Source organism: Xanthomarina sp. F1114, from assembly GCF_026410255.1.
Classification (GTDB): Bacteria; Bacteroidota; Bacteroidia; order Flavobacteriales; family Flavobacteriaceae; genus Xanthomarina.
In genome coordinates, this window is record NZ_JAPMLL010000011.1 from 34,949 (window position 1) to 58,756 (window position 23,808).

Consider the following 23,808-nt stretch of genomic DNA (forward strand, 5'->3'; position numbering starts at 1 on the left):
CTTAGCTATTTTTCAGTAATTTCGCCACTTCAAACATGACACATGAATAAAATTACTATTGCAATCGACGGGTTTTCTTCAACCGGAAAAAGTACGGTCGCTAAACAATTAGCAAAACATTTAGGATATGTTTATGTGGACTCTGGTGCCATGTATCGTGCAGTTACTTGGTTTGCAATGCAAAAAGGTTATATAAATGAAGATCAGTTTGATAAAATGGCCTTAATAAATCAATTAGATAGGCTTGAAATCAGCTTTAAATTCAATCCAGAAGTTGGTTTTTCTGAAGTTTACTTAAATGGAGTTAATGTTGAAAAAGAAATTAGAACCCTTGAAGTTTCTAGTTTCGTTAGTCAGGTTGCCAAAGTTTCAGAAGTGAGAAGACTGTTGGTTAAACAACAGCATGAATTAGGAAAAAACAAAGGAATTGTTATGGATGGAAGAGACATTGGAACCGTTGTTTTTCCAGATGCTGAACTAAAGATTTTTATGACTGCTTCGGCAGAAACACGAGCCAATAGAAGATACCAAGAACTTATAGAAAAAGGAGAGGATGTTACTTTAGAAGATGTTTTAAAAAATGTAGAAGAACGCGACTATGTTGACTCACATAGAAAAGATTCTCCTTTAGTAAAAGCAAAAGATGCTATTGAGATTGATAATTCAGATTTAACTATTGAAGGACAGTTAGAAACCCTAATAGCTTTATCGGTGGAAAAAATTGAAAAATCAACTACAGATAATTAACTATGTACTACCTGTAGGTTGAATGTTCTGTAAACTATATCTTATTGTCGTTCAGCTAAGTCATCTGAGTCCTTAAATAGCCTTCCTTGTGTGTTTTCAATTACACCATCAACACCATTATCATCTAGCATAATTAGTGCTTCTTGTGCGTTGGTAATTCCATTTTCCATAATGGTGCCTGAAAACGCATATAATATTGTAATAACTCCTCCTTCAGTAGATACATCTAGTTTTGCATAAGCTGAGAATTTATTACCAATTCCAGAGTAGAACGTGTTGGTAACAGCTTCAGACTGGCTATTTGTACCTTCCTTTGTTTTCAAGGTAAATTGCCGTTGTTCTGGTTTTAGTTCAGAAAATTCAACTTCTAAGCTTATAAAAACTGACCCAATAGGGTTATCATTTGGTACATTACTAGCTGCTAATTCGTTGGGATCGTAATAAAATCTACCTTCAATATTGGGTGTGTCTTCTCCGTCATTAAAATTAAAGCCTAATTCTTGTAGTGTTTGGATTAACTCTGGAGTTACAAAGTTTTCAACTTGTTGTTTTATGTCGTCTTCGTTAGAGTCATCGTCTTTACTGCAGGAACAAATAGATAAAAATAATAGGCATACTACAAATAATTTTAAAGTTTTCATATAGTTTAATTATATTGGTTATAAACCTATATCGAAAACAATAAAAAATGTCATCAAAATAAAAAGTAATAAACATAAAGCTTATAGTCTTAATAGATAGAAGAACGCGATTTTATATATTCTAATAGAAAAGATTCTCCATTAAAGAAAGCAGAAGATGCCATAGAAATAGATAATTCCAGTTTATATTTAGACCAACAATTCAACAAAATACTACAACTAGTTGAAACAAAGCAGAAAGAAATAGACTAAAGCTTTAATTTTTAGAAAAATACATTAGGTTATTTTAATCAAAATCGTTAATTTTGCACTCCTTTTAGCGAAGAGACAGAAATTAGAAGGGAACGAAACAAATTTAAATTAACACTTCTGTGTGTTATTTGCTTAAATTTTCTGTAAACATCACAGAATACAAAACATAATGTCTTTACAATATCTATAAAGAGCAAAGTTTGTAAAAGCATTATTAATTTACTTAAATGGCTGAAAAAGCAAAAAAAGCAGAGGTTGAAGCAACTGAAGCAAAAGCAGTTGAAGCAACTGAAACTCAAACAGTAGAAGCTCCAGAAGTATCTGAAGCTCAAAAAAACCCAGAAAAATTCTTAGAAGATTTTAACTGGCACAATTACCAAGAAGGTATTGATGAAGTTGAAGATTCTCAATTAAAAGAATTTGAAAAATTAGTAGCTGAAAATTTCGTTGACACTTTAGATGATGAAGTTGTTGAAGGAGAAGTTATTCATATTACAGATCGTGATGCAATTATTGACATCAACGCAAAATCTGAAGGAGTTATTTCTTTAAACGAATTTCGTTACAATCCAAACTTAAAAGTAGGAGATAAAGTAGAAGTATTAATTGATGTTCGTGAAGACGCAACAGGACAATTAATATTATCTCACAGAAAAGCTCGTGTAATTAAAGCTTGGGATCGTGTTAACGCTGCACATGATAATGGTGAAATCGTTAATGGTTTTGTTAAGTGTAGAACTAAAGGAGGTATGATTGTAGATGTTTTCGGAATTGAAGCATTCTTACCAGGTTCTCAAATTGACGTGAAGCCAATTAGAGATTACGATCAGTACGTTAACAAAACAATGGAATTTAAAGTGGTTAAAATTAACCATGAATTTAAAAACGTTGTTGTTTCTCATAAAGCTCTTATCGAAGCTGATATCGAAGAACAAAAGAAAGAAATTATTGGTCAGTTAGAAAAAGGACAAGTTTTAGAAGGTGTTGTTAAAAACATTACTTCTTACGGTGTGTTTATTGATCTTGGAGGTGTAGATGGATTAATCCATATTACAGATCTTTCTTGGTCTAGAATTAACCATCCAAACGAGATTGTTGAGTTAGATCAAAAATTAAACGTAGTTATTCTTGATTTTGATGAAGATAAATCTAGAATCCAATTAGGTCTAAAACAATTAAGCAAACATCCTTGGGATGCTCTTGGCGAAGACATTAAAGTTGGAGACAAAGTAAAAGGAAAAGTTGTTGTAATTGCAGATTACGGTGCATTTATTGAAGTAGCTGATGGTGTTGAAGGTTTAATTCACGTATCAGAAATGTCATGGTCTACACATTTACGTTCAGCTCAAGATTTCGTATCTGTAGGAGACGAAGTTGAAGCTCAAATCTTAACTTTAGATAGAGAAGATCGTAAAATGTCTCTTGGAATTAAGCAATTAACTCAAGATCCATGGACAGACATTACTTCTAAATATCCTGTAGGTTCTAAACATTCAGGAATTGTACGTAACTTCACAAACTTTGGTGTTTTTGTTGAATTAGAAGAAGGTATCGACGGATTAATTTATATCTCTGATTTATCTTGGACTAAGAAAATTAAGCATCCAAGTGAGTTCTGTAATGTAGGAGATACATTAGACGTAGTAGTTCTAGAATTAGATGTAGAAGGACGTAAATTAAGTTTAGGTCACAAACAAACTACAGAAAATCCTTGGGATAAATACGAAACTGAGTTCGCTTTAAATACAGTTCACACTGCAGAAATTGCTGATGTTGTAGATAAAGGTGCAACTATTGAATTTAACGAAGATATCGTTGCTTTTGTTCCTTCTCGTCACCTTGAAAAAGAAGATGGAAAGAAACTTGGTAAAGGAGATACTGCAGAATTCAAAATCATTGAATTTAATAAAGAGTTTAAACGTGTAGTTGCTTCTCATACTGCTATTTTTAGAGAAGAAGAAGCTGCTAATGTAAAAGCCGCTGTTAAGAAACAAGAGTCTCAGGCAGCCGAAGCAAAACCTACATTAGGTGACGCTAACGATGCTTTACAAGCTCTTAAAGATAAAATGGACGGGAAGAAATAATCTCTCATTCATATTATAATACTAAAGCCTTCATTTAACTATGAAGGCTTTTTTTATAGCAAAACTCTATAAGTTATGTGCGTTTTAAATCTTCTTTTTAATCAATTAAAAGGTTCGTTTTTTATAAATTCAAACATATATAAAACGTGGAAGATTATTATCTAAATGCTTTTTAAGAGATTTTAAATGTCTTAGAACCCAATTTTAACTTAAGAAATTGAATAAAAGTTAGAGAGACGTACAGAATAGGTTGAGAATATGAAGATATATATTTATGCTTGAGACGTTATTACCAGTGTTATTATTTATTGAAGATATTATTTCGTTTAAATTTTGCGAGGCATAAAAACAGAGTACTAAACTTTAAATTTAGATATAAAAAATGCCTTGAAGGTAAATCTCTCAAGGCATTTTTTATAAAACAGAATTAGTATTATAGTTTCATTGTAACACCAATAGCTGGCATAACGGTATTTATACCTCCTGAAAATTCAGCATAAAGTCCCCATTTATCATTCCAGAACCAACGTCCTCCAACTTGAAGTCCTATATCAATACCACTATCATGGTCCCAATCATGGTCTCCTGTATAAATAGCATAACCAGCGTTAGCACCTCCATAAACATCCCAAGCAGCATTGGTAATTCCAAAAAGGTTATCAAAATAGTAATTAGCTTTAACCCCTAAAGTTACCCAATCAAAATCAAAATTTGTTCCTACGCCTGGTGCAATTGTAACATCCTTGTGGACCGGTATCTCATAGTTAACACCTACCAAACCAAAGTTTAGTTCTTTTCTAGCTTGCCCAAAAACACTTGCGACGCTTATCATTAGTGCCATAGTAAATAAAAATGTGATTTTTTTCATAATTGTTTATTTTAAAAATTTTATAGATGTGAATTTAATTATTTTTTCAGCTATTAAGGCAATAAACTAATAAATTATTGTAGAATTTAAAAGTCTATTTGCATTCCTTATAGACATGTATAAAGTAGAAGTTGCTAATTTAAAAACTACATCAGAAGCAATATCAAGACTTAATGGTACTATTGATGCAGGATAAATTCCTAAAAATAAAAAGCAAGGAAACTATTCCTAATATTACATCACTACTATCATAAGTAAACACAACTATTAGTAAATTATCAGTTTACTTAAATATGCAATTTCATATTCTTGTATAGAAATGTATTTTTATTATTTTAAAGCAATTTTTAACAGGTAAAATAAGCGAATTTAGCTTCTAGTAATTTTATAAAAAGCTTTGTATTATAAAAGCATTGTACAAGCAATATTTTTACCGTAACTTTGTTTATCAAATACGTCTACACAGTATATGAGTCAAAAAGTGTTACTTAACGCCAAAGAGGTAAACATCATTCTTCATCGATTGGCATGCCAACTTATTGAAAATCATAAAGACTTTTCGAATACCGTTTTAATAGGTATTCAGCCCCGTGGAAAATTTTTAGCTAAACGTTTAGCAGTCATGTTAGAGAACGAGTATAAAGTAAAAAATGTACGATTAGGACATTTGGATATTACGTTTTTTCGTGACGACTTTAGACGTGGAGATAAGCCATTGGAGGCCAATACAACAGAAATAAACTTTTTAGTTGAAGATAAAAAAATTGTTTTTATTGATGATGTTTTATATACGGGAAGAAGTATTCGTGCAGCACTTACAGCTATTCAATCGTTTGGTCGACCTCACGAAATAGAACTATTAACCCTAATAGACAGACGTTTTAGCAGGCACTTGCCCATTCAGCCTAATTATCGAGGCCGACAGGTAGATGCTATAAATGATGAAAGAGTAAAGGTGAATTGGGTAGAAAATGATGGAGAAGATGCGGTTTATTTAGTAGAAAATTATGAATAGCGAAGAGTTATTTTTGTTTGATAAGAAAATCTCTGAAAACAGAGATGAAGTTATTGTTTCTTTTGGACCCTTTAAGAGTTTAAAGAACATTCATGAAGTAGATATGATGCTTTTTGAAAAGATTCCAGAAGATATTGGAAGTTATGATGGACATGAAGTGAATGACAATAATACCGATGGACGACTTTTTGCCTTTGGAAAGAATGCGGAAGACTTGTTTAAGATTATGAAACCCATGCTTTTAAAATTTGATTTTTTACAAAATGCCAACGTGTATTTGCGTTTTAATAAAGAAGACGGATCTTATAGCGAACTTGAACTAAAGTTAAAAGATTTGGAATAGATGGTTTTATCTTGCTAAGAAAAATAATATTTATCCAATTTAGAATAAGTAATAGGAACAGAAAATAAACACGAGTAAAATGAGTGAATTAAGTGTCAACCACTTATTGGGAATAAAATATCTTAAGGAAAAAGATATCGAACTTATTTTTGAAACTGCCGATCATTTTAAAGAAGTGATTAATAGACCCATAAAAAAAGTACCTTCACTTAGAGATATTACCATTGCAAATTTATTTTTTGAAAACTCCACAAGAACCAAACTGTCATTTGAATTAGCGGAGAAAAGACTGTCGGCAGATGTAATTAATTTTTCAGCTTCGCAATCTTCAGTAAAAAAAGGAGAAACTTTAATAGATACAGTAGACAACATACTTGCCATGAAAGTAGATATGGTTGTTATGCGTCACCCCAATCCTGGTGCAAGTGTGTTTTTGTCTCAACATGTTGGAGCAAGTATTATAAACGCCGGAGATGGAGCCCACGAGCATCCAACTCAAGCTTTATTGGATTCTTATTCTATAAGAGAACGTTTGGGAGGAGTAACTGGTAAAAATATTGTAATTGTTGGAGATATTTTACATAGTCGGGTAGCACTTTCGAATATTTATGCCTTAAAATTACAAGGCGCGAATGTCATGGTTTGCGGCCCTAAAACATTACTTCCAAAACATATTGAAAAGCTAGGTGTAAAAGTTGAAACTAATTTGCGTAAAGCGCTCAATTGGTGCGATGTTGCAAATATGCTTCGGGTGCAAAATGAACGTATGGAAATTAGTTATTTCCCTTCTACCAGAGAATATACGCAACAGTTTGGAGTCAACAAAGCAATGTTAGATTCTTTAGATAAGGAAATTACAATTATGCATCCAGGACCAATAAATCGTGGGGTTGAAATTACAAGTGATGTGGCCGATTCTAAACAGGCTATTATTTTAGATCAAGTCCAAAATGGAGTTGCTGTTAGGATGGCTGTAATTTATTTATTAGCTTCAAAGATTAAACAATAAAACCATAAAACTATGATTATAGATAAAGAAGGTAATATTACCATTATTACTCAGGAAAAAGCCTCAGTTATAGAGTTAGTAAAAAAACTAGATGTGGTTTATAAACGTTATAAAAATGATAATATCATTGTTGCATTAACAAGTTTAAAACCGCTTTCCGTACAAGATATTGTGGAGTTTTTACAACTATCTAACACACATAGAAACTCTAAAAATTCTTTTGTAGTAGTTTCAGATAAAGTAAACCTAGATGAAATGCCAGACGAGATTGTAGTAGTTCCAACCCTGCAAGAAGCATACGATGTTATTGAGATGGAAGAGATGGAGCGCGATTTAGGCTTCTAATTGTTTTCTGTTTAGCTATTATTACAAGAACTAACCAAGAAACAAATCTATAACAAAGGCTATAATGAAACTCACTATATTAGGCTGTCATAGTGCAATCCCTCGTGTTAATACCAATCCAACCTCTCAAGTATTAGAAATAAACAACCATATTTTTTTAATAGATTGCGGCGAAGGAACTCAGGTTGAATTACGCAGAAACAGAGTGAAATTTAACCGAATCAAGCATATTTTTATCTCGCATTTACATGGAGATCATTATTTTGGCTTGGTTGGACTTATCTCTACTTTTAGGTTGCTTACCAGAGAAACTGAACTTCATATATATTCACCAAAAGGGTTAAAGGAAGTTATAACACTTCAAATGAAATTAGCTGGTTCCTGGACCAATTATCCGCTTATTTTTCATGAATTAACTTCGAACGAGTCTGAATTAATTTTTGAAGACGATCGCGTAGAAGTTCACACTATTCCTTTAGTTCATAGAGTTTATACCAACGGGTTTCTCTTTAAGGAAAAACCAGGACAAAGAAAATTAGATATAAATGCTACATTGAATGCAAATATCGATAAGGCCTATTATAATAAGTTGAAACAAGGTTTTGATGTGTTTAATAATAATGAAGAATTAATCAAGAATGAAACCGTAACTAAAGATCCTCAAAAACCTAAAAGTTATGCTTTTTGTAGCGATACGGCTTATAATGAAAAGATAATTGATATCATAAAAGGAACAACCGTATTATATCATGAATCTACATTTTTAGAAAAACATAAAAAATTAACTATCCCCACCAAACATAGTACGGCTAAACAAGCGGCTACTATTGCAGAAAAAGCAGGAGTAGAGACCTTAATATTAGGACATTTTTCCACTAGGTATGATGATTTAAACGATTTTAAATTGGAAGCTCAAACTATTTTTAAACAAGTAGAATTGGCAAAAGATGGGAAAGAATTTGATTTTAGTTAGACTCCTGTAATTTAAATTCTTCCAGACCTAATATCCAATCAACAGCTTCTTCTAAGCTTTTACAGCGTTTAAGACTTTTTTCGGAAAAATGCTTCTCTAGAGTGGCATTTTTATACCCAAAAGGATTATAAGTTACCATGGCACTAGCAAGAACAAAATCATATTCTTTATAAAATCTTACCCAAAGATGTGGTTCAATAGAATAAGAATTAACTTTGTTAGAAATAAAACCAACTTTAAAATTATCGCCGTAATGTTCGGCAATTGCAGATATAACTATTTCAATTTTATCCCAATTAAAATGGATTCCTTCATTTAATTCAGAGATAATAAATTTATCTAAAAAGAAAAAGGTCCCAAAAGAAAACTCTATTTTTGAGTTTCTAAGAAGTTTAGAATATTTACTGTTTTCAAATTTCATTGGGGACTAAAACAAAGCTGTAATTTAGTGGAAATTGTTTATTTAAAAAAGTATTTACAGAAGAAAACCTAACAAAATTAAAAGAATGGACGGAGATTTAGGCAATTATAGAAAATCCTACGAGAAATACGAGTTGTTATTAGAAGACACTCCAGAAAACCCTATGGAATTATTTCAAAAATGGTTTTTTGAAGTAGATAAGTTTTTTCCAGAAATAGAGACTAATACCATGACTATTTCAACTATGGGGCTCGATGGTTTTCCAAAAGGAAGAATTGTACTGCTAAAAAAATATACGTATGAAGGGTTTATCTTTTTTACCAACTATAATAGTGAAAAAGGCAAGGCAATCTTAAAAAACCCAAACGTGTGTTTATCGTTTTTTTGGCATGGGGCAGAACGACAAATAATTATTAAAGGAAAAACTAAAAAAATTGCAAAAAACTTAAGTGATGGTTATTTTGAATCCAGACCTCGAGGCAGTCAGTTGGGGGCTCTAGCATCCAACCAAAGTGATGTTGTTGCAAATCGTGAGGTGTTAGAAAAGAAATTAATTGCATTAGAGCAGGAGTATGAAGGCAAAGAAATACCTAGACCAGATTTTTGGGGAGGTTTTATTGTAGAGCCTGTAGAGATTGAGTTTTGGCAAGGAAGACCTAATAGATTGCACGATAGAATTCGATATATTTTGGATTCTGAATACAATTGGGTAAAAAACCGACTATCTCCATGATTTTTACGATGAAATGCTGAAATTCACTTCTTAAACCTGTATTTCATCGATTAAATGTTTAAAAAACCGATAAAATACATGCGTTTTATCGATTTTAACATTTTGTTAACAGTTTTTTCTATTTAGGAATTTATATTAGCTAAACCAAATCTAAATTACCTACATAATGAAAAAGCCTACTATTCTACCAGTTATGGTATTATTTGCCATGCTCATGTTTTCCTGTTCGACAGATAGTCTTGATGAAACCGAAAGTAATGTTCACACTAACGTTGAAGTTCCTGAAACCAAACTAATAGAAATTGAAATCCTTGATTTAATCAACGATTACAGATTAAGTTTAGGTTTAAACACCCTTAATAATATGGCAGTAATTAAGTCGCAAGCATACGGGCATACCGACTATATGATTGCAACCGACAACGTTTCTCACGATAATTTTTACCAACGAAAAAGCTATTTAGTAAATAACGCAGGAGCTCATAAAGTATCAGAAAATGTGGCATATGGTTTTACAAGAGCGGAGTCTGTTGTAAATGCTTGGATAAATAGTCCTGGACATAAAGAAGTTATTGTAGGAGATTTTACAGATTTTGATATTTCAGCAGAACAAAATAGTGAAGGTAAATGGTATTATACAAATATCTTTGTCAAAAAATAAATCCCATTGAATAGTTAAATTTAATATGTAAGCTATATTATTTTTTTATTAATAGATCCCTCAATCTAATTAATAGCAATTAAAAAACCACTTGTACTATAATTTCTTGAGTGAAGGGATAGAAAGTGGTTTTTTTTCTTTCAATAGACATAGGGTCTATGTAAATTGATTGATAGAGATATTCTTCTTAGAAGCGGATATTATGGCAAATAAAGAAGCTTATAGTCAAATGGGCTATCACTTCTTAACTATTAATCTTTTATTTGGAATATCAATGGTAATTTTTTTGCCAATCCAATCTATCCCCATAATGCCTTCATAGATAAGACCGTCAATAAATGTTACTTTAGAATCTAATATTTTTGCATTATTATTTTCGTCGCTAATTTTAGATAATAATGTATAATAAAATGTGTTTCCTTCTTTTGGTTTGAAATAGCTGTTTTTGTATTCGCTTTTTAATTGAGTGGGATCGATTTTTAAATTAGTCATATATCTAGAATTGAATCTATAAACACCAAAACCAGCGCCGCTATCTAAGTTTACTAATAAAGTAAGTTTATCGTCTATCATTATATAAGTAGCTATATCTATTGTAATATCCTTGTTATTTTTAATTAAAATAGGCATTTCAAAATCTTTATTTTTAATTAAGTCATCCAGGGATTTATCAGACTCGATATTCAACATTTTATTCTCAAAATCTATAGTAATTTGTTTGTCTTTAAAAGGAACTAAAGAGATGAGCCCGTCTAATGGAAACTCGAAATCATAGACAGCAAACACTTGTTTGTGTATTGTGAAATCTGCTATTTTTAAGGTTTTAGAATTCCATAAATCAGATTGAATTTCTTCACCGGTTGCCCGATGTCCTGTCGTAAAATGTGATGTTTTCTCTAAATCCACTACTTTATCAGCAAACTTTTTAGTTAGCAGGTTCATTCCTGCTCCAGTATCAAAAACAAAATTCCCTTGAACTCCATTAACTTCACATAAAATAATTATATGTCCGTTATTGGTTAATGTGAACGGAATTGATATCTGTTTGTTTAGTTTATTTTGCGAAAAACTCAGGCCTGTAATAAGAAATAGAAAAATGGTAATTAATCTGTTCATAATTGCGTTTAGAATGGTTTGTATATATCTAAGACGAATTATGTCAACTTTTGTAACATAGATTTACAATTGTCTTCTTTTTGAATAAAGTCCTTTTTTCTGATAAACCCTTCCAAAAAGTTTAATTAGGAGGATAAAGGAATGGATAATCCAAATGCAAATGCGCCAGCAAACTGTTGCATGCTTGGATGATAATAGTAGGTGAAAGCAACATCAAAATTATGCTTTTTACCTAATTCCAAACCAAGAGAAAAGGGAATATGCACAATTAGGCCATTATCTTCTAAATTCGTGTATGGTGTATAAGTTTCAAAAGAACCCATAGAGGCGCCAACACCAAATTCAATATACGGAGCAACCCAAGGAATGGGAGCTTTAATTCTTGTTTTTCCACCTATTAAAAAGGCTTTTGTAGTAGCTTTATAATCTGGTCCATATTCTTGGTTATCATCAGATTGTGGTTTTGTTAAAATTAAACCTGCATAAGGTCTAACATCCACCCAACTGGCTAATTTAAGTACATATTCACCTTGAAGATAAAACCCTGTTCCAGTTATATCCACATCGTCATAAGGGGAAGTTAATCCAAAACCAATAGAGGCGTCAATAGATTTTTCTTTTATTATTTGAGCTTTAACTTGAAAAGAAGTTAAAATAATGGTAATTATTACAAGAATATTTTTCATAAGTAGGTTGTAGATAGTTCTATTCAGGCATCTAAAATAGGAGTTTTTTTTGGATTAAAAACTAAACAAATAATTAGTTTTTACTGTTATACAATTCAGGGTTTTTCATCTATAATGGAATAAGCCTGCTTGTAATAAAAAGGCTAAAAAGGGAAGCCTTAGTTTAAAATCAGTTAAAAAAGTATTAAACATCTTTCTTCTTTTTCAAATACAACCGACTTTCCGTAACTTTCGATTTCTAAAAATTATCATTTATGACAGCCAAAGAAAAAGTAGCTTCCCTAAGAACTGAAATGAAGAAAAACAACATCGATGCTTTTATCGTTTATTCTGCCGATCCGCATATGGGCGAATATCTGCCAGCCGAATGGCAGGAAAGGACCTGGCTTTCTGGGTTTACTGGCTCAGCTGGATTTGTAGTTATTACTTTAGATAAAGCCGGACTTTGGACAGATGGACGTTATTTTACTCAAGCTCCAAAAGAGTTAGAAGGTTCAGGTATCGATCTATTTAAAGATGGAGTGGAAGGTACACCAGAATATATTGATTGGATTATTTCGGAAACCACTGAAGGTGCAACAATAGCTGTAAATGGCATAGCCACTTCACATGCTAATTGGAAAGCTTTAGAAAGTAAATTATCTAAAAAGAAACGCAATCTTAAAGATTTGCCTTTACTAAAAAATGTATGGACTAATCGTCCAGCACCAAGTAAAAACATTGTTTTTGTTCAACCTATGGAACGTGCAGGACAATCAGTAACCGATAAAATTACTGCAATTCGTAAAAAAATGAAGGCTGAAGGAGCTACAGCACATGTAATTTCCAGTTTAGATGATGTAGCGTGGACCCTTAATTTAAGAGGGAGCGATGTGAAATGTAATCCTGTATTTTTAGCTTATGTTTTACTTACAATGGAAACTTGTTACCTATTTGTCGATTTAGATAAATTGGATGATGAAGCTAAGAATCTCATGAAGAAAGTGGGGGTGGAATTGAAACCTTATCACAGTTTCTTAGATTATCTGGGGGAATTAAATAAAGAATCCATTCTTATAGCTCCAAATTGTAATCAGTCAGTTTTTGAAGCAGTTAAAAATGAAAATAATATTGTTGTAAAACCGGTTCCTGGACATTTAATGAAAGCCATTAAAAATGAAACAGAACAAAATGGTTTTAGAACTGTAATGGTCCGTGATGGGGTTGCCATGGTGAAGTTTCTTCATTGGTTAACCCATACAGTAGGGCAAGAAGATTTAGATGAATATGGCATTGGTAAAAAACTACATGAATTTCGTGCCGAAGGAAAGAACTTTATAGGCCCTAGTTTTGACAGTATTGTAGGTTATAAAGGTAATGGCGCCATTATTCATTATTCAGCCAAAGCAGAAGGAAGTGCTAAAGTTACAAATAATGGCAGTATTTTAGTTGATTCAGGAGGACAGTACTTAGAAGGTACAACAGATATTACACGAACATTTCCATTGGGTGAAGTTTCAGATGAATTTAAAAAGGATGCGACCTTGGCACTTAAAGGGATGATTCAATTATCATTAGTTAAATTTCCTAAAGGAACCAGAGGAGTTCAATTTGACTCTTTAGCAAGGATGCCTTTATGGAAGGAAGGAAAAGATTATAACCATGGAACAGGACATGGTGTTGGTAGCTTTTTAAACGTACATGAAGGTCCCATGAGTATTCGTAAAGACCTTAATCCGGTAGAATTACAAGCGGGAATGGTATTATCTAACGAACCAGGCTATTATGTAGAAGGAAAATATGGGATTCGCCATGAAAATCTAATCCTAATTAATACCTGGAAGACAACGGAATGGAATACATTTTACGAATTTGAAACATTAACCTTATGTCCTTTCTTTAAAAGTATAATTGTAAAAAATCTGCTTTCTCAAGAAGAAATAGATTGGTTGAATACTTACCACAAGTTAGTTCAGGAAAAGTTAATGCCTCATTTAGAAGGAGATGTAAAAACATGGTTTAAGGACCTAGTTTCGCCATTGTAATAAGAAACTCTTTTCTTAAGATTAAATATATACCCTGAGATAGTTTCTCAGGGTTTTTTATTGAGTAATTGTTCTATCTTATTTCTGAAGGCTTAATCAGAAATTTAAATATAAATAACAAGTTTTATTTTATATTCTATTCTGTAGTTTTTTTAGTACCCGATCTAGAATAATCTTATAAAGTGGAAGAAAAAATAAGGCATTGATAATCACTTTAAAAATAAAGTCAACTGTTGCAATTTCAAATAAATTCTCTGCAAGATACCTGTCTGATGTTTTGTAAAAAGCAATAGTAAAAAAGGTAAGAGTATCCATAAAGTTTCCAAAAATACCTGAAGCCAAAGGTGCATGCCACCATTGTTTATGCTGCCTAAGTTTATTAAAAACAAAAATATCTAATACTTGACCAACCACATAAGCAGAAAAACTAGCAATGGCAATACGCGCTACAAAAAGGTTAAAAGTGGTATAAGCACTAAACCCAAGCCAAATACCATTTCTAAAGCCAACCGTAATTAAATAAGAAACAATTAAAGCAGGAAACATGGCGTAAAAAATTATTTTACGTCCTAATTGCGCTCCAAAAAGCCTCACCGTGAGATCTGTTGCCAAGAAAATAAACGGAAAGGTAAAAGCACCCCAAGTAGCTTTAAATCCTAATATAGATATAGGGAACTGGACCAAATAGTTGCTTGATGCAATAATAAGAATATGAAATCCGACCAGTAATAATACCAATCGTTGGTTTTTTATAGAATGCATAAAGAGTTTCTTAGTTTTTTAACGTGGGAGAATTTCGAACCACATACCCAATTTATTGCAAATTTGGGGTTGCAAGGTAGCTACTTTTTAATTGCTTTTATACTGTTGAAGAAAAAAAGCAGTAGAATTATAGTTTTCATCAAAATATGAAATGCTTTGTCTTAATATATTTTAAAAACGAAAAATATAGAGACCTTTTTAAAAGGTGTGATGTATAAAATAACTACACTTATAGATACAGATAATACTCTAGACCCCTCAAGAGATGATTGAGTTTCGATGGAGTTTTAGGTTTTTTCTTGACAGCTTTTTTAAAAAAAATCTAAGTTAACTACTCTATTAGAAGATTTAATAATTTTATAGATTCAGGTATAGGTTTCAGAATCATTTTTAATGGATAAATATTTTTATTCTACCCTAAAATAGTATTCCCTATCAGATTCGTTTGCATATCTCCAGGAAACATCCCCACACTTGTCAAACCCTAATTGATCAGGGTGAGATTCTAATGGGTATTCATTGAGTATATACGCATGTCGGTTTTCATTAGATACTGAACTATGGTCCCAACTTAATACATAATCTCCACTAGTTAACGCTCTTAAACCAATCTTATAACTATAAAACGAGTTATCGGCACCAAGCTCTGAGTTTACAACGATTTCTCCATTTTCGCAATTTGCTAAAAAATTCAATTCGCCTAATTCGGTTATTAATTCAAAATTATCAATTCCGTCTCTACAGTTTGATGATTGTGTTGGTTGAATAAATTTCATAACAGAAATTCTATTGTTTTGTACCGATTCAGTAAAAACAGAATCATTAATTGCAGTATCAAAAACCCTAGAGGAAACTTTTCCTTCTAACCAAATTGTATCGTTAATAGAAATAGTTTCTTCCTGTGGACTAACACTAACTTTATGGGTATTGGAAATATAAGTGCTTTGAACATCATCTTCATTACATTGGGTAGACATTAAAAGAGGTAATATGACTACAATTTTAAACAGTTTCTTCAACATATCTTTTTATTATAGATGTGTAAATGTTAGATTGGTTGCGTTAATTATTGGATTAACATCTAACTGATTAATAAACAGTTGATTGTGTTTTATTGGTTTGTAAATAGTGAACCGAATAGTGAACCGATGCTAATGGTTTTAGATGGTAAAGTGGAAAAAGTAAAAAGCCGATAAACATAGTGTTTATCGGCTTTTGGTGAGATTTGTTAATCTCTAAGCGGAGAAAGAGGAACCCACCAGCCCTTTTTCTATATATCACATACTTGCCTAAAACCTCTGAAAACCCTTGTAAATAAAGGTTTGTAGTGTTTTTTCAATCAAAATTTCATTAAGTAAATAATGTGTAAATATGCTTATTGTGGGGATAATGTGGGGATATTTTTGTATCTTTATGTTGCTCACTTTTAAGATATTACTACATTATGGCGACTATTAATTACCTCGTAAAAGGCACGAAAGGATATTCCAATATTTTATTGCGATTCAAAAACGGCAGAAAGTTCGACTACACAGCTTCAACAGATTTAAAGGTCCTTCCAAATCATTGGAGTAAAGCAAAGCAAAAAGTTAAAAATATAAACGATGCTACATACAAAGACGAAGTAAACCTACATCTATTTGAACTCGAAAACTTTATTATAACGGAGTTTAATTCAGATAATTCTAAAGGAGTTTATATTGATAGGGATTGGCTAAAAACTAAAATTGCTAATCATTTCAATAGACCTGTAAATGATGATGCAATAGACCAGGTATTTTTTCTACCATTTGTAGAGCGATTTATTGAATTAGCACCCTCAAGAATTATTAAAGGTAAAAACAAGCCTGTAAGTTCTGGTACGATTACAAAATACACAACTACCAAGAATAAGATTATAGAGTATGAAAAGAAGTTTAAAACAAAACTAAAATTCACAGATTTAAACCTAACGTTTTATGATAGGTTTGTCAACTATTTAACCCAAGACCAAAAAATCAATTTAGGAACCGTAGGTAATTATATAGGAACAATTAAAACAATGGCGAGAGACGCCAAACTTCAAGGCTTACCGGTTCACGAGCATATCAATCACCCTAAATTCTTTGCGCCTAAAGTAAAAGCAGATAGTATTTATTTAAGAGACGAGCAAATCAATAAAATATACAATCACGACTACAAAGGTGTTGAGCGTTTAGAAAATGCAAGGGACTTGTTTATTATAGGTTTAAGAACGGGTTTAAGAGTTTCAGACTTTTTAAGATTAAAAGCCACTAATATAAAAGAAGGTTTTATTGAAATAGAAACACAAAAAACACAACAAGTCGTTATTATTCCAATGCACCCACAAGTAAAGGAAATATTAAAAAAGCATAATGGTTTCCCAAGAAGAATATCAGACCAAAAATTCAATTTACATATTAAGGATGTCTGTGAAGAAGCAGGGTTTAAACAAAAAATAGAAGGCAGTATGATAAACCCTAAAACCAAAAGAAAAGAAAAAGGAATTTACCCAATGTATAAGCTTGTAACCTCTCATATATGTCGTAGAAGCTTCGCTTCTAACTTATATGGTAAACTGCCTAATATGGTTATAATGGCTATTACAGGTCATCAAACAGAAGCACAATTCTTAAAGTATATTAAAATAACGCCTAAAGAAAACGCAAAAACACTTCAGGAGTTTTGGTTAAAACAAAACAAAAAAAATAAAGTAGAACAACTTAAAATGAAAAAGGTTTAATAAATTTAGGATTCTATATTAGAATTGTATGAGTGAAAATTATTATGGTTTTGAGAAGTTTTGCAAACTTATAGGGGATACTAACATTTTAAAAAAGCATTCAGTAATGGGTGTTGTAAGAATGTTACAGATTTGTATAGTTGAAATTAAAAAAGAGGTCCTTAAAGATTTATTAGAAATAGATGAAAAGAAAAAGGATGTCTATTTAGATTTAAAAATACATGAAATTAAAAGTCAAGACTATTTAAAAGAATATGGTTTAGGTAAAATTTACCACATCCTAAAAAACTTAAATATTTCGATAGAACAATTAATCACCTCCGATTATCCACATGAACTTAATAGTACTATTGATGTTGTGCTTTCTTATGACGAATATTATGATAATTATGATTATTTGAGAGGAACTCAAGAAAACTTACTTTATTATTTTTTAAACTATTATGCTAACGAATTAATTTCATTTCTGGAATCTAAAAAGAGTAATTTTGATGATGAAAATATAAAAAAGGAAAGTTTAGTTTCAGAGGCGATTGCAGAAGCAATAATTCAAAGCTTTGAAGATTTAAAAGAGTTAAATTATAAAATGTCAAAAGAGATTGAAGCAATTTTTGGCAATGATATTTTTGCTGACCACACACCAATAGAGCTAAAATTTGAATATGAAATTGATTTTACAAAAGATAAAATAAAGGAACTTATTTCTGATTTATATAATCAATCAAGAGAAGATGATTATTTTTATTTTGATTGCCCTTCTGAAGTCTATATCAACCATTTTGAAACTAGAAAAGAACTTTATTTGATGGAAGTTCCTGAAGCAAATGAATTTGAGTTTTTATTGTCAGAAGTGAAATATTTTTCAGAACCTTATGATAACAGAGTAATTATTGGTAAATCTGGATATAACTACAATGAATATGTAGATTATAGCGATCGATATCGAATTACCCTAAAAAGAAAAATAGAGTTTTTATCTAAAAAGCTTGAACATTTTGGTTATATATTAATAACTAATGAAGAAACATCTCTAATAGATGAGAGCACGGGTAATTACAAAGGTTGGGGCACAGAAATTATTTTAGGAAAAACAGAAAATAAAAGTGAAGATATACCAGAGGTTGAATATAAAAGCGAAAAGCAATTAACCACTAATCAAATTGTTTTACTTCTTCAAGAAACAGGTTTCTTTTCACATCCAAAAATTGAAAATGCATCCAAAGTAAGACAGTCTGAACTGATAAGCAGAATATGTGGATTAAACTCTAAAAATATAAAAATTAAAATTCAAAACCTTGACAAAAGCCCAAAAGAATTAGGCAAAACCCACCAAAAAGATATCGATAAAATAGATGATATTTTGAACAACTTGGAGTAACCATGGAGTACCTTTTGGAGTCACTCCAATAACCCGAAACAGTTAGTTTCACTATAGTTTAGCATCGTAGAACAACAAAACGTATCACGATGGAACAAAGTAAAATTACACAAGTTTTCGGTATCACACCTTCCGAATTAAAAGAAGACATCATTAACGATGTTAGAGCAGAATTAAAAGTCATTGCTCAAAATTTCCAACCCATTAAACCTCCCGAATATCTCACCCGACAGGAAGTAGCAAAAATCCTTAAAGTATCATTAGTTACCCTTACCGATTGGAATAAAAAAGGAATACTAAAACCTTACCGATTAGGAAATCTCATTAGGTACAAAACCGATGAAATAGACCAGGCGTTAATTGCTATTAATAATGTAAAAAATAAGCTATAATGGATCCATTTCAAGACGTCTCCATTCAAGAATGGAATAAGTTATATGAACGTTTTCAATCGCTTGTAAACAAGCTTGAAAACAACATAACACAAGACCCAGAGCTTATTTTGCTAGACAATGCCGATTTGTTACAGCTATTCAAAATAAGCCATAAAACAGCACAAAATTGGAGAGACAATAACGTCATAGCCTTTTCGCAAATAGGTAATAAAATTTATTACCGTTTAAGCGATATCAATAAGCTATTAGACGATAATTATAAGCCAATTACCACTAAATAATTCACTCACTTTTAAGCTACATAAGATGCCAAATATTTCAATATTTAAAAATTTCATTCATAAGGTTGAGGATATACCTTTAGAACAAATCCTTAAGGATATTAAGCAAGGGACTTACAAAGCTGAAATAACAGCTATAAGAACTAAAATTAATAACGATCAAAAAGAAGATGCAGACCAACTAAAAAAGCAATTATTGGCATTTACAGTGTCCGGGACATTTACTAATGGAAGAAGTATAGATAAAGTCGAGACCTATAGCCAATATGTTATCCTGGATATAGATAAACTTTCCGATTCACAACTAGAGGGAATTATAAATCTCTCCCGATTAGCACCATATACCTATGCGTCATTTATTAGTCCAAGTGGTAAAGGCTTAAAAATCATAGTCAAAGTAAATTCTAAAAAAGAGCATCATAAAGAAGCCTACAATCAAGTTGTAGCCTACTACGAAAGAGCATTAAATATTGATATTGATACTTCTGGAAAAGATATTTGCAGATTGTGTTTTGTGTCTTACGATGAAGATTGTTTTATTAAAAATGATGCAGACGTATTTGCAGTATCGATGATTGCTAAAGAAGCTCCTATAAAAGACAAAAGCACTATCCCAAACAGTAACAATACACAATTAACCACTTTTGATTTATTAGAACGCTGCCTAAAATTTACAGAACAAAAAGAACAATATATTGAAGGTAATAGGAATAATTTCATCTATCTTTTTGCTTCTAATGCTAATCGATTTGGTATTATAGAAGCAGATGCTTTAGATTTTTGTTTGACTAATTTCGACCTAAATGAAGATGAAATAAAGAGTTCTATAAAAAGTGCCTATAAAAACAACTTTCAAGACTTCGCAAAGTTTGCAAAGTTTGCAAATACTGTAAGTAATAAAGAATTTAAAAAAGAAGAACAACAAAGTATTGATAACCTTTCATTATTGGCATCCACACCAAATATCCCAGAAAGTGTATTTAATAGCTTACCAGTCTTATTAAAAGAAGGGATAAAAGTCTTAAAAGACAACAGAGAAAAAGATGTTTTTCTTACCGGTGCACTTTCAATTATTTCGGGATGCCTACCAAATGTTACAGGATTATATGGTGGAAAGGTGGTTTATCCTAATCTGTTTTCATTTCTATTAGCACCACCAGCATCAGGTAAAGGCGCATTAACCTTTGCTAAAATGTTAGCCGATAAATATCATCAAGCGGTAATATCGGGTTCAAGAGAAGCTGAAAAGGAGTTTAATAAGGAAATGGATGTTCATAAACATGCTAAAAAATACCTTAAAAAAGGAGAACAGCCACCCGATCCACCAGAAGAACCGCCTTTTAAAGTAGTTTATATTCCTGCCAATACAAGCAATGCAAAAATCATTAAGCATTTAGAGGACAATGAAGGCTTCGGTATTATATGCGAAACCGAAGCAGATACATTAGGTCAGACCTTTAAAAACGATTGGGGTTCGTATTCAGATTTATTAAGAAAAGCTTACCATCATGAGAAAATATCAATATCAAGGAAAACCAATAATGAGTATTTCGAAATTGATAACCCGAGATTATCGGTAGTTCTATCAGGAACACCAAATCAAATTTTAAACATCGTACAATCGGCAGAAGATGGTTTGTTCAGTAGATTTATATTTTATGTCTTTGCATCAAATCCCGTATGGCTGGACCCATCACCAAAATCCAATCCGGTTAATTTAACGGAGCATTTTAATAACCTTTCAGATTACGTGTACAGAATGGTTAGGTTTTTAGAAACGTCACCAACAACCATTCATTTATCTGATGAACAATGGGATAAATTCAATCCGCTATTTGATGAGTATTTGTTTAGAATCTACAATTTAGTAAGTCAAGATGCAACGAGTGTAGTAAAGCGTTTAGGTTTAATTGTTTATCGATTATGCATGATTTTTACAGCAATGCGAAAGTTTGAATGTCAAATACAAGATGTAGATTTACAATGTACTGATGAAGATTTCAATAATGCATTAATTTTAGCAGACATATACCTGCAACACAGTTTATTGGTTTATAAAAACTTACCTAATCAAGAAGGTAGTATAGAATTTAAACCCAATGATCCAAAAATGAATTTTTACAAACATTTACCAAAAGAGTTTGAAAGAAAACAAGCCATAACACTTGGAGGTACATTAAACATTCAAGCAAGAACTGTAGATTACCACCTTGCCAAATTAGAAAAGGCTGGTTATCTAACAAAGCCTAAATCAGGTTACTACATAAAACAAAAATAATTTGCAAACCTTGCAATCATTGCAATCTGCAAACCAACACATTTAAATTATGGTTTTCAGTTAGGTTAAAGTCAATTAGATTTATATTTTTAACAATTAGAATGACTTAAAAACCACAAAAATTAAATCAGTTCCGTACTTTGGAACAAAACATCATAAAATCAATAAATGACAAGCACAGCACAAAGAGCCGAATTACAAAATCAAATATGGAAAATAGCCAACGATGTACGTGGTTCAGTAGATGGATGGGATTTCAAACACTTTGTGTTAGGAACTCTTTTTTACCGTTTTATTAGTGAGAATTTTACCGATTATATTGAAGCTGGTGATGAAAGTGTAAATTATGCTAACCTCCCAGACGATGTAATTACACCAGAAATAAAAGACGACGCCATAAAAACCAAAGGGTATTTTATTTATCCAAGTCAACTTTTTGTAAATGTTGTAAAAAATGCAAACGATAACGATAATCTAAATACAGATTTAGCAGCTATATTTAATGCAATAGAAAGTTCTGCAAATGGGTATCCATCAGAAGAGGATATAAAAGGCCTATTTGCCGATTTTGATACCACAAGTAACCGACTAGGTAATACCGTTGAAAACAAAAATAGCAGATTAGCCGATGTTTTAAAAGGTGTGGCAGGCTTAAAACTAGACGGCGATTTTAAAGATAGCAAAATAGATTTTTTTGGTGACGCCTATGAATTTCTTATTCATAAATATGCGGCCAATGCAGGTAAGTCTGGTGGTGAATTTTTCACACCAACAAACGTATCGCAACTCATTGCTCAATTAGCAATGCACAAGCAAGATAAAATCAATAAAATTTACGACCCTGCTGCAGGTTCTGGTTCGTTACTCTTACAAGCTAAAAAACACTTCGACAACCATATTATAGAAGAAGGTTTCTTTGGGCAAGAAATAAACCACACTACCTATAACTTGGCACGTATGAACATGTTTTTACATAACGTTAACTACGATAAGTTTCATATTGTGTTGGGTGATACCTTAATGAACCCACAATTAGGAGACGATAAACCGTTTGATGCCATCGTGTCTAATCCACCATATTCTATAAAATGGAAAGGTAGTGCCGACCCTACGTTAATTAACGACGACCGTTTCGCTCCTGCAGGAGTGTTAGCGCCAAAATCTAAAGCTGATTTTGCGTTTGTATTACACTCATTAAGCTATTTATCAAGCAAAGGTAGAGCAGCTTTGGTGTGTTTCCCTGGTATCTTTTATCGTGGTGGCGCAGAACAGAAAATTAGAAAGTATTTGGTCGATAATAACTATGTAGAAACCATTATCAATTTACCACCTAATTTATTTTATGGTACTACAATAGCGGTTACACTTTTAGTTTTATCTAAACATAAAACCGATACAAAAACACAGTTTATAGATGCTACAGGCGAAGAGTTCTTTAAAAAAGAAACAAATAATAATGTATTGTATGATAATCATATTGAAAAGGTTATCCAACTATTCGATACGAAAGAAGAAGTTGCACATGTAACCACAACTATAGACAATTCTAAAATAGCAGAAAAGAATTACAATCTTTCAGTAAGTACTTATGTTAAAGCAAAAAAAACAGAAAAAGACATTGATGTTAATGAGCTGAATAACAAAGTGTCAGATACTGTAAAAAATATAAATAAGCTACGTGAAAATATTGAGATATTAGTTAAAGATATAGACTCCGATAATAGCGCAAACTTTATGGAAAAGTTAGTTGATGGTGTTGATTTTGAATGGATGCCACTTGGAGATGTTACTAATTATGAGCAGCCTGGTAATTATAGAGTTAGTTCAACTGATTATAGTGATAAATATAAGACCCCAGTTTTAACAGCAGGTAAAACTTTTATTCTTGGCTACACAGATGAAACTAATGGTATTTACAAAGGTTCAGAAAATCCAGTAATCATATTTGATGATTTTACTACTGCTAATAAATGGGTTGATTTTGATTTTAAAGTGAAATCATCTGCAATGAAAATGATAACTTCTAAAGATGATACTAAAATATCATTAAGGT

Annotated in this window: 23 protein-coding genes, 1 pseudogene and 1 riboswitch; of the genes and pseudogenes, 17 read left to right on the plus strand and 7 right to left on the minus strand. The window is 31.6% G+C overall.

All coding sequences use genetic code 11. The features are described 5' to 3' along the window. Positions 1 to 42 precede the first annotated feature (42 nt). Complete coding sequence (gene cmk / locus OS188_RS10175) at positions 43 to 747, plus strand: (d)CMP kinase (RefSeq protein ID WP_267148733.1); 705 nt, start codon at positions 43 to 45, stop codon at positions 745 to 747. Positions 748 to 788: 41 nt separating this feature from the next. Here cmk and OS188_RS10180 read toward each other — a convergent pair whose 3' ends face one another. Beyond that, positions 789 to 1,388 (minus strand): hypothetical protein, encoded by a 600-nt coding sequence (locus tag OS188_RS10180; protein WP_267148734.1) that lies wholly within the window; start codon positions 1,386 to 1,388, stop codon positions 789 to 791. Between the two features lie 96 nt (positions 1,389 to 1,484). Here OS188_RS10180 and OS188_RS10185 point away from each other — a divergent pair, with 96 nt between their 5' ends. Both OS188_RS10185 and rpsA read left to right on the plus strand, forming a co-directional pair. Then, positions 1,485 to 1,640 carry a (d)CMP kinase gene (locus tag OS188_RS10185; RefSeq protein ID WP_323370454.1) on the plus strand — a complete coding sequence of 52 codons (156 nt, stop codon included), beginning with the start codon at positions 1,485 to 1,487 and terminating at the stop codon, positions 1,638 to 1,640. Positions 1,641 to 1,867: 227 nt separating this feature from the next. Continuing rightward, positions 1,868 to 3,724, plus strand: a complete 1,857-nt coding sequence (gene rpsA / locus OS188_RS10190; RefSeq protein WP_267148735.1) for a 30S ribosomal protein S1 — start codon at positions 1,868 to 1,870, stop codon at positions 3,722 to 3,724. A gap of 433 nt (positions 3,725 to 4,157) precedes the next feature. On the opposite strand, the gene OS188_RS10195 is transcribed toward rpsA, so the two are convergent. Continuing rightward, positions 4,158 to 4,592 (minus strand): hypothetical protein, encoded by a 435-nt coding sequence (locus OS188_RS10195; RefSeq protein ID WP_267148736.1) that lies wholly within the window; start codon positions 4,590 to 4,592, stop codon positions 4,158 to 4,160. A gap of 469 nt (positions 4,593 to 5,061) precedes the next feature. On the opposite strand from OS188_RS10195, the gene pyrR reads away from it, so the two are divergent. The 5 genes from pyrR to OS188_RS10220 all read left to right on the plus strand — a co-directional run bounded on the left by pyrR (position 5,062) and on the right by OS188_RS10220 (position 8,277). Beyond that, a complete protein-coding gene (pyrR, locus tag OS188_RS10200) occupies positions 5,062 to 5,607 on the plus strand; it encodes a bifunctional pyr operon transcriptional regulator/uracil phosphoribosyltransferase PyrR (RefSeq protein ID WP_267148737.1) in 546 nt (181 codons plus the stop codon). After that, on the plus strand, positions 5,600 to 5,950 hold the full coding sequence (locus OS188_RS10205) for a hypothetical protein (RefSeq protein ID WP_267148738.1): 351 nt from the start codon (positions 5,600 to 5,602) through the stop codon (positions 5,948 to 5,950). The genes pyrR and OS188_RS10205 overlap by 8 nt, the downstream gene beginning before the upstream one ends. Positions 5,951 to 6,029: 79 nt before the next feature. After that, entirely contained in the window at positions 6,030 to 6,959 is a 930-nt protein-coding gene (locus OS188_RS10210; RefSeq protein ID WP_267148739.1) for an aspartate carbamoyltransferase catalytic subunit, read from the plus strand. Between the two features lie 12 nt (positions 6,960 to 6,971). Beyond that, entirely contained in the window at positions 6,972 to 7,304 is a 333-nt protein-coding gene (locus tag OS188_RS10215; protein ID WP_267148740.1) for a ribonuclease Z, read from the plus strand. 64 nt (positions 7,305 to 7,368) lie between these two features. Further along, on the plus strand, positions 7,369 to 8,277 hold the full coding sequence (locus OS188_RS10220; RefSeq protein ID WP_267148741.1) for a ribonuclease Z: 909 nt from the start codon (positions 7,369 to 7,371) through the stop codon (positions 8,275 to 8,277). Here the strand turns inward: OS188_RS10220 and OS188_RS10225 are convergent. Continuing rightward, positions 8,270 to 8,698, minus strand: a complete 429-nt coding sequence (locus tag OS188_RS10225) for a hypothetical protein (protein WP_267148742.1) — start codon at positions 8,696 to 8,698, stop codon at positions 8,270 to 8,272. The two genes, OS188_RS10220 and OS188_RS10225, sit on opposite strands and share 8 nt — an antisense overlap. Positions 8,699 to 8,783: 85 nt before the next feature. Between OS188_RS10225 and pdxH the strand changes: the two genes are divergently transcribed. Both pdxH and OS188_RS10235 read left to right on the plus strand, forming a co-directional pair. Next, positions 8,784 to 9,431 carry a pyridoxamine 5'-phosphate oxidase gene (pdxH, locus tag OS188_RS10230; protein WP_267148743.1) on the plus strand — a complete coding sequence of 216 codons (648 nt, stop codon included), beginning with the start codon at positions 8,784 to 8,786 and terminating at the stop codon, positions 9,429 to 9,431. A gap of 166 nt (positions 9,432 to 9,597) precedes the next feature. Further along, positions 9,598 to 10,092, plus strand: a complete 495-nt coding sequence (locus OS188_RS10235) for a CAP domain-containing protein (protein ID WP_267148744.1) — start codon at positions 9,598 to 9,600, stop codon at positions 10,090 to 10,092. A 237-nt stretch (positions 10,093 to 10,329) separates the two neighbouring features. Here OS188_RS10235 and OS188_RS10240 read toward each other — a convergent pair whose 3' ends face one another. Both OS188_RS10240 and OS188_RS10245 read right to left on the minus strand, forming a co-directional pair. Next, positions 10,330 to 11,208: a retropepsin-like aspartic protease gene (locus OS188_RS10240; RefSeq protein WP_267148745.1), complete on the minus strand. Its 879-nt coding sequence runs from the start codon at positions 11,206 to 11,208 to the stop codon at positions 10,330 to 10,332. Between the two features lie 125 nt (positions 11,209 to 11,333). Continuing rightward, entirely contained in the window at positions 11,334 to 11,894 is a 561-nt protein-coding gene (locus tag OS188_RS10245) for a hypothetical protein (RefSeq protein WP_267148746.1), read from the minus strand. 254 nt (positions 11,895 to 12,148) lie between these two features. Here OS188_RS10245 and OS188_RS10250 point away from each other — a divergent pair, with 254 nt between their 5' ends. Then, positions 12,149 to 13,918 carry an aminopeptidase P family protein gene (locus OS188_RS10250; protein ID WP_267148747.1) on the plus strand — a complete coding sequence of 590 codons (1,770 nt, stop codon included), beginning with the start codon at positions 12,149 to 12,151 and terminating at the stop codon, positions 13,916 to 13,918. A 129-nt stretch (positions 13,919 to 14,047) separates the two neighbouring features. Here the strand turns inward: OS188_RS10250 and OS188_RS10255 are convergent, their stop codons facing one another. Both OS188_RS10255 and OS188_RS10260 read right to left on the minus strand, forming a co-directional pair. Then, complete coding sequence (locus OS188_RS10255; protein WP_267148748.1) at positions 14,048 to 14,680, minus strand: 7-cyano-7-deazaguanine/7-aminomethyl-7-deazaguanine transporter; 633 nt, start codon at positions 14,678 to 14,680, stop codon at positions 14,048 to 14,050. A 4-nt stretch (positions 14,681 to 14,684) separates the two neighbouring features. Next, a riboswitch (PreQ1 riboswitch) is annotated at positions 14,685 to 14,729 on the minus strand. 358 nt (positions 14,730 to 15,087) lie between these two features. Continuing rightward, positions 15,088 to 15,702, minus strand: coding sequence for a hypothetical protein (locus OS188_RS10260; protein ID WP_267148749.1), 615 nt, complete (start codon positions 15,700 to 15,702; stop codon positions 15,088 to 15,090). Between the two features lie 422 nt (positions 15,703 to 16,124). Here OS188_RS10260 and OS188_RS10265 point away from each other — a divergent pair, with 422 nt between their 5' ends. The 6 genes and pseudogenes from OS188_RS10265 to OS188_RS10290 form a co-directional block, all read left to right on the plus strand. After that, positions 16,125 to 17,423, plus strand: coding sequence for a tyrosine-type recombinase/integrase (locus OS188_RS10265; protein WP_267148750.1), 1,299 nt, complete (start codon positions 16,125 to 16,127; stop codon positions 17,421 to 17,423). A gap of 28 nt (positions 17,424 to 17,451) precedes the next feature. Beyond that, entirely contained in the window at positions 17,452 to 18,801 is a 1,350-nt protein-coding gene (locus OS188_RS10270; protein WP_267148751.1) for a hypothetical protein, read from the plus strand. Positions 18,802 to 18,890: 89 nt separating this feature from the next. After that, positions 18,891 to 19,193, plus strand: a complete 303-nt coding sequence (locus OS188_RS10275; RefSeq protein ID WP_267148752.1) for a helix-turn-helix domain-containing protein — start codon at positions 18,891 to 18,893, stop codon at positions 19,191 to 19,193. Beyond that, the gene (locus OS188_RS10280) at positions 19,193 to 19,477 is read left to right on the plus strand and encodes a helix-turn-helix domain-containing protein (RefSeq protein WP_267148753.1); all 285 of its coding nucleotides are present in this window, start codon (positions 19,193 to 19,195) and stop codon (positions 19,475 to 19,477) included. Before OS188_RS10275 ends, OS188_RS10280 begins: the two co-directional genes overlap by 1 nt. Positions 19,478 to 19,502: 25 nt before the next feature. Beyond that, positions 19,503 to 21,755, plus strand: a complete 2,253-nt coding sequence (locus tag OS188_RS10285; RefSeq protein ID WP_267148754.1) for a DUF3987 domain-containing protein — start codon at positions 19,503 to 19,505, stop codon at positions 21,753 to 21,755. 168 nt (positions 21,756 to 21,923) lie between these two features. Then, a pseudogene (locus OS188_RS10290) lies at positions 21,924 to 23,471 on the plus strand (type I restriction-modification system subunit M); the annotation flags it as partial. Positions 23,472 to 23,808: the final 337 nt, after the last annotated feature.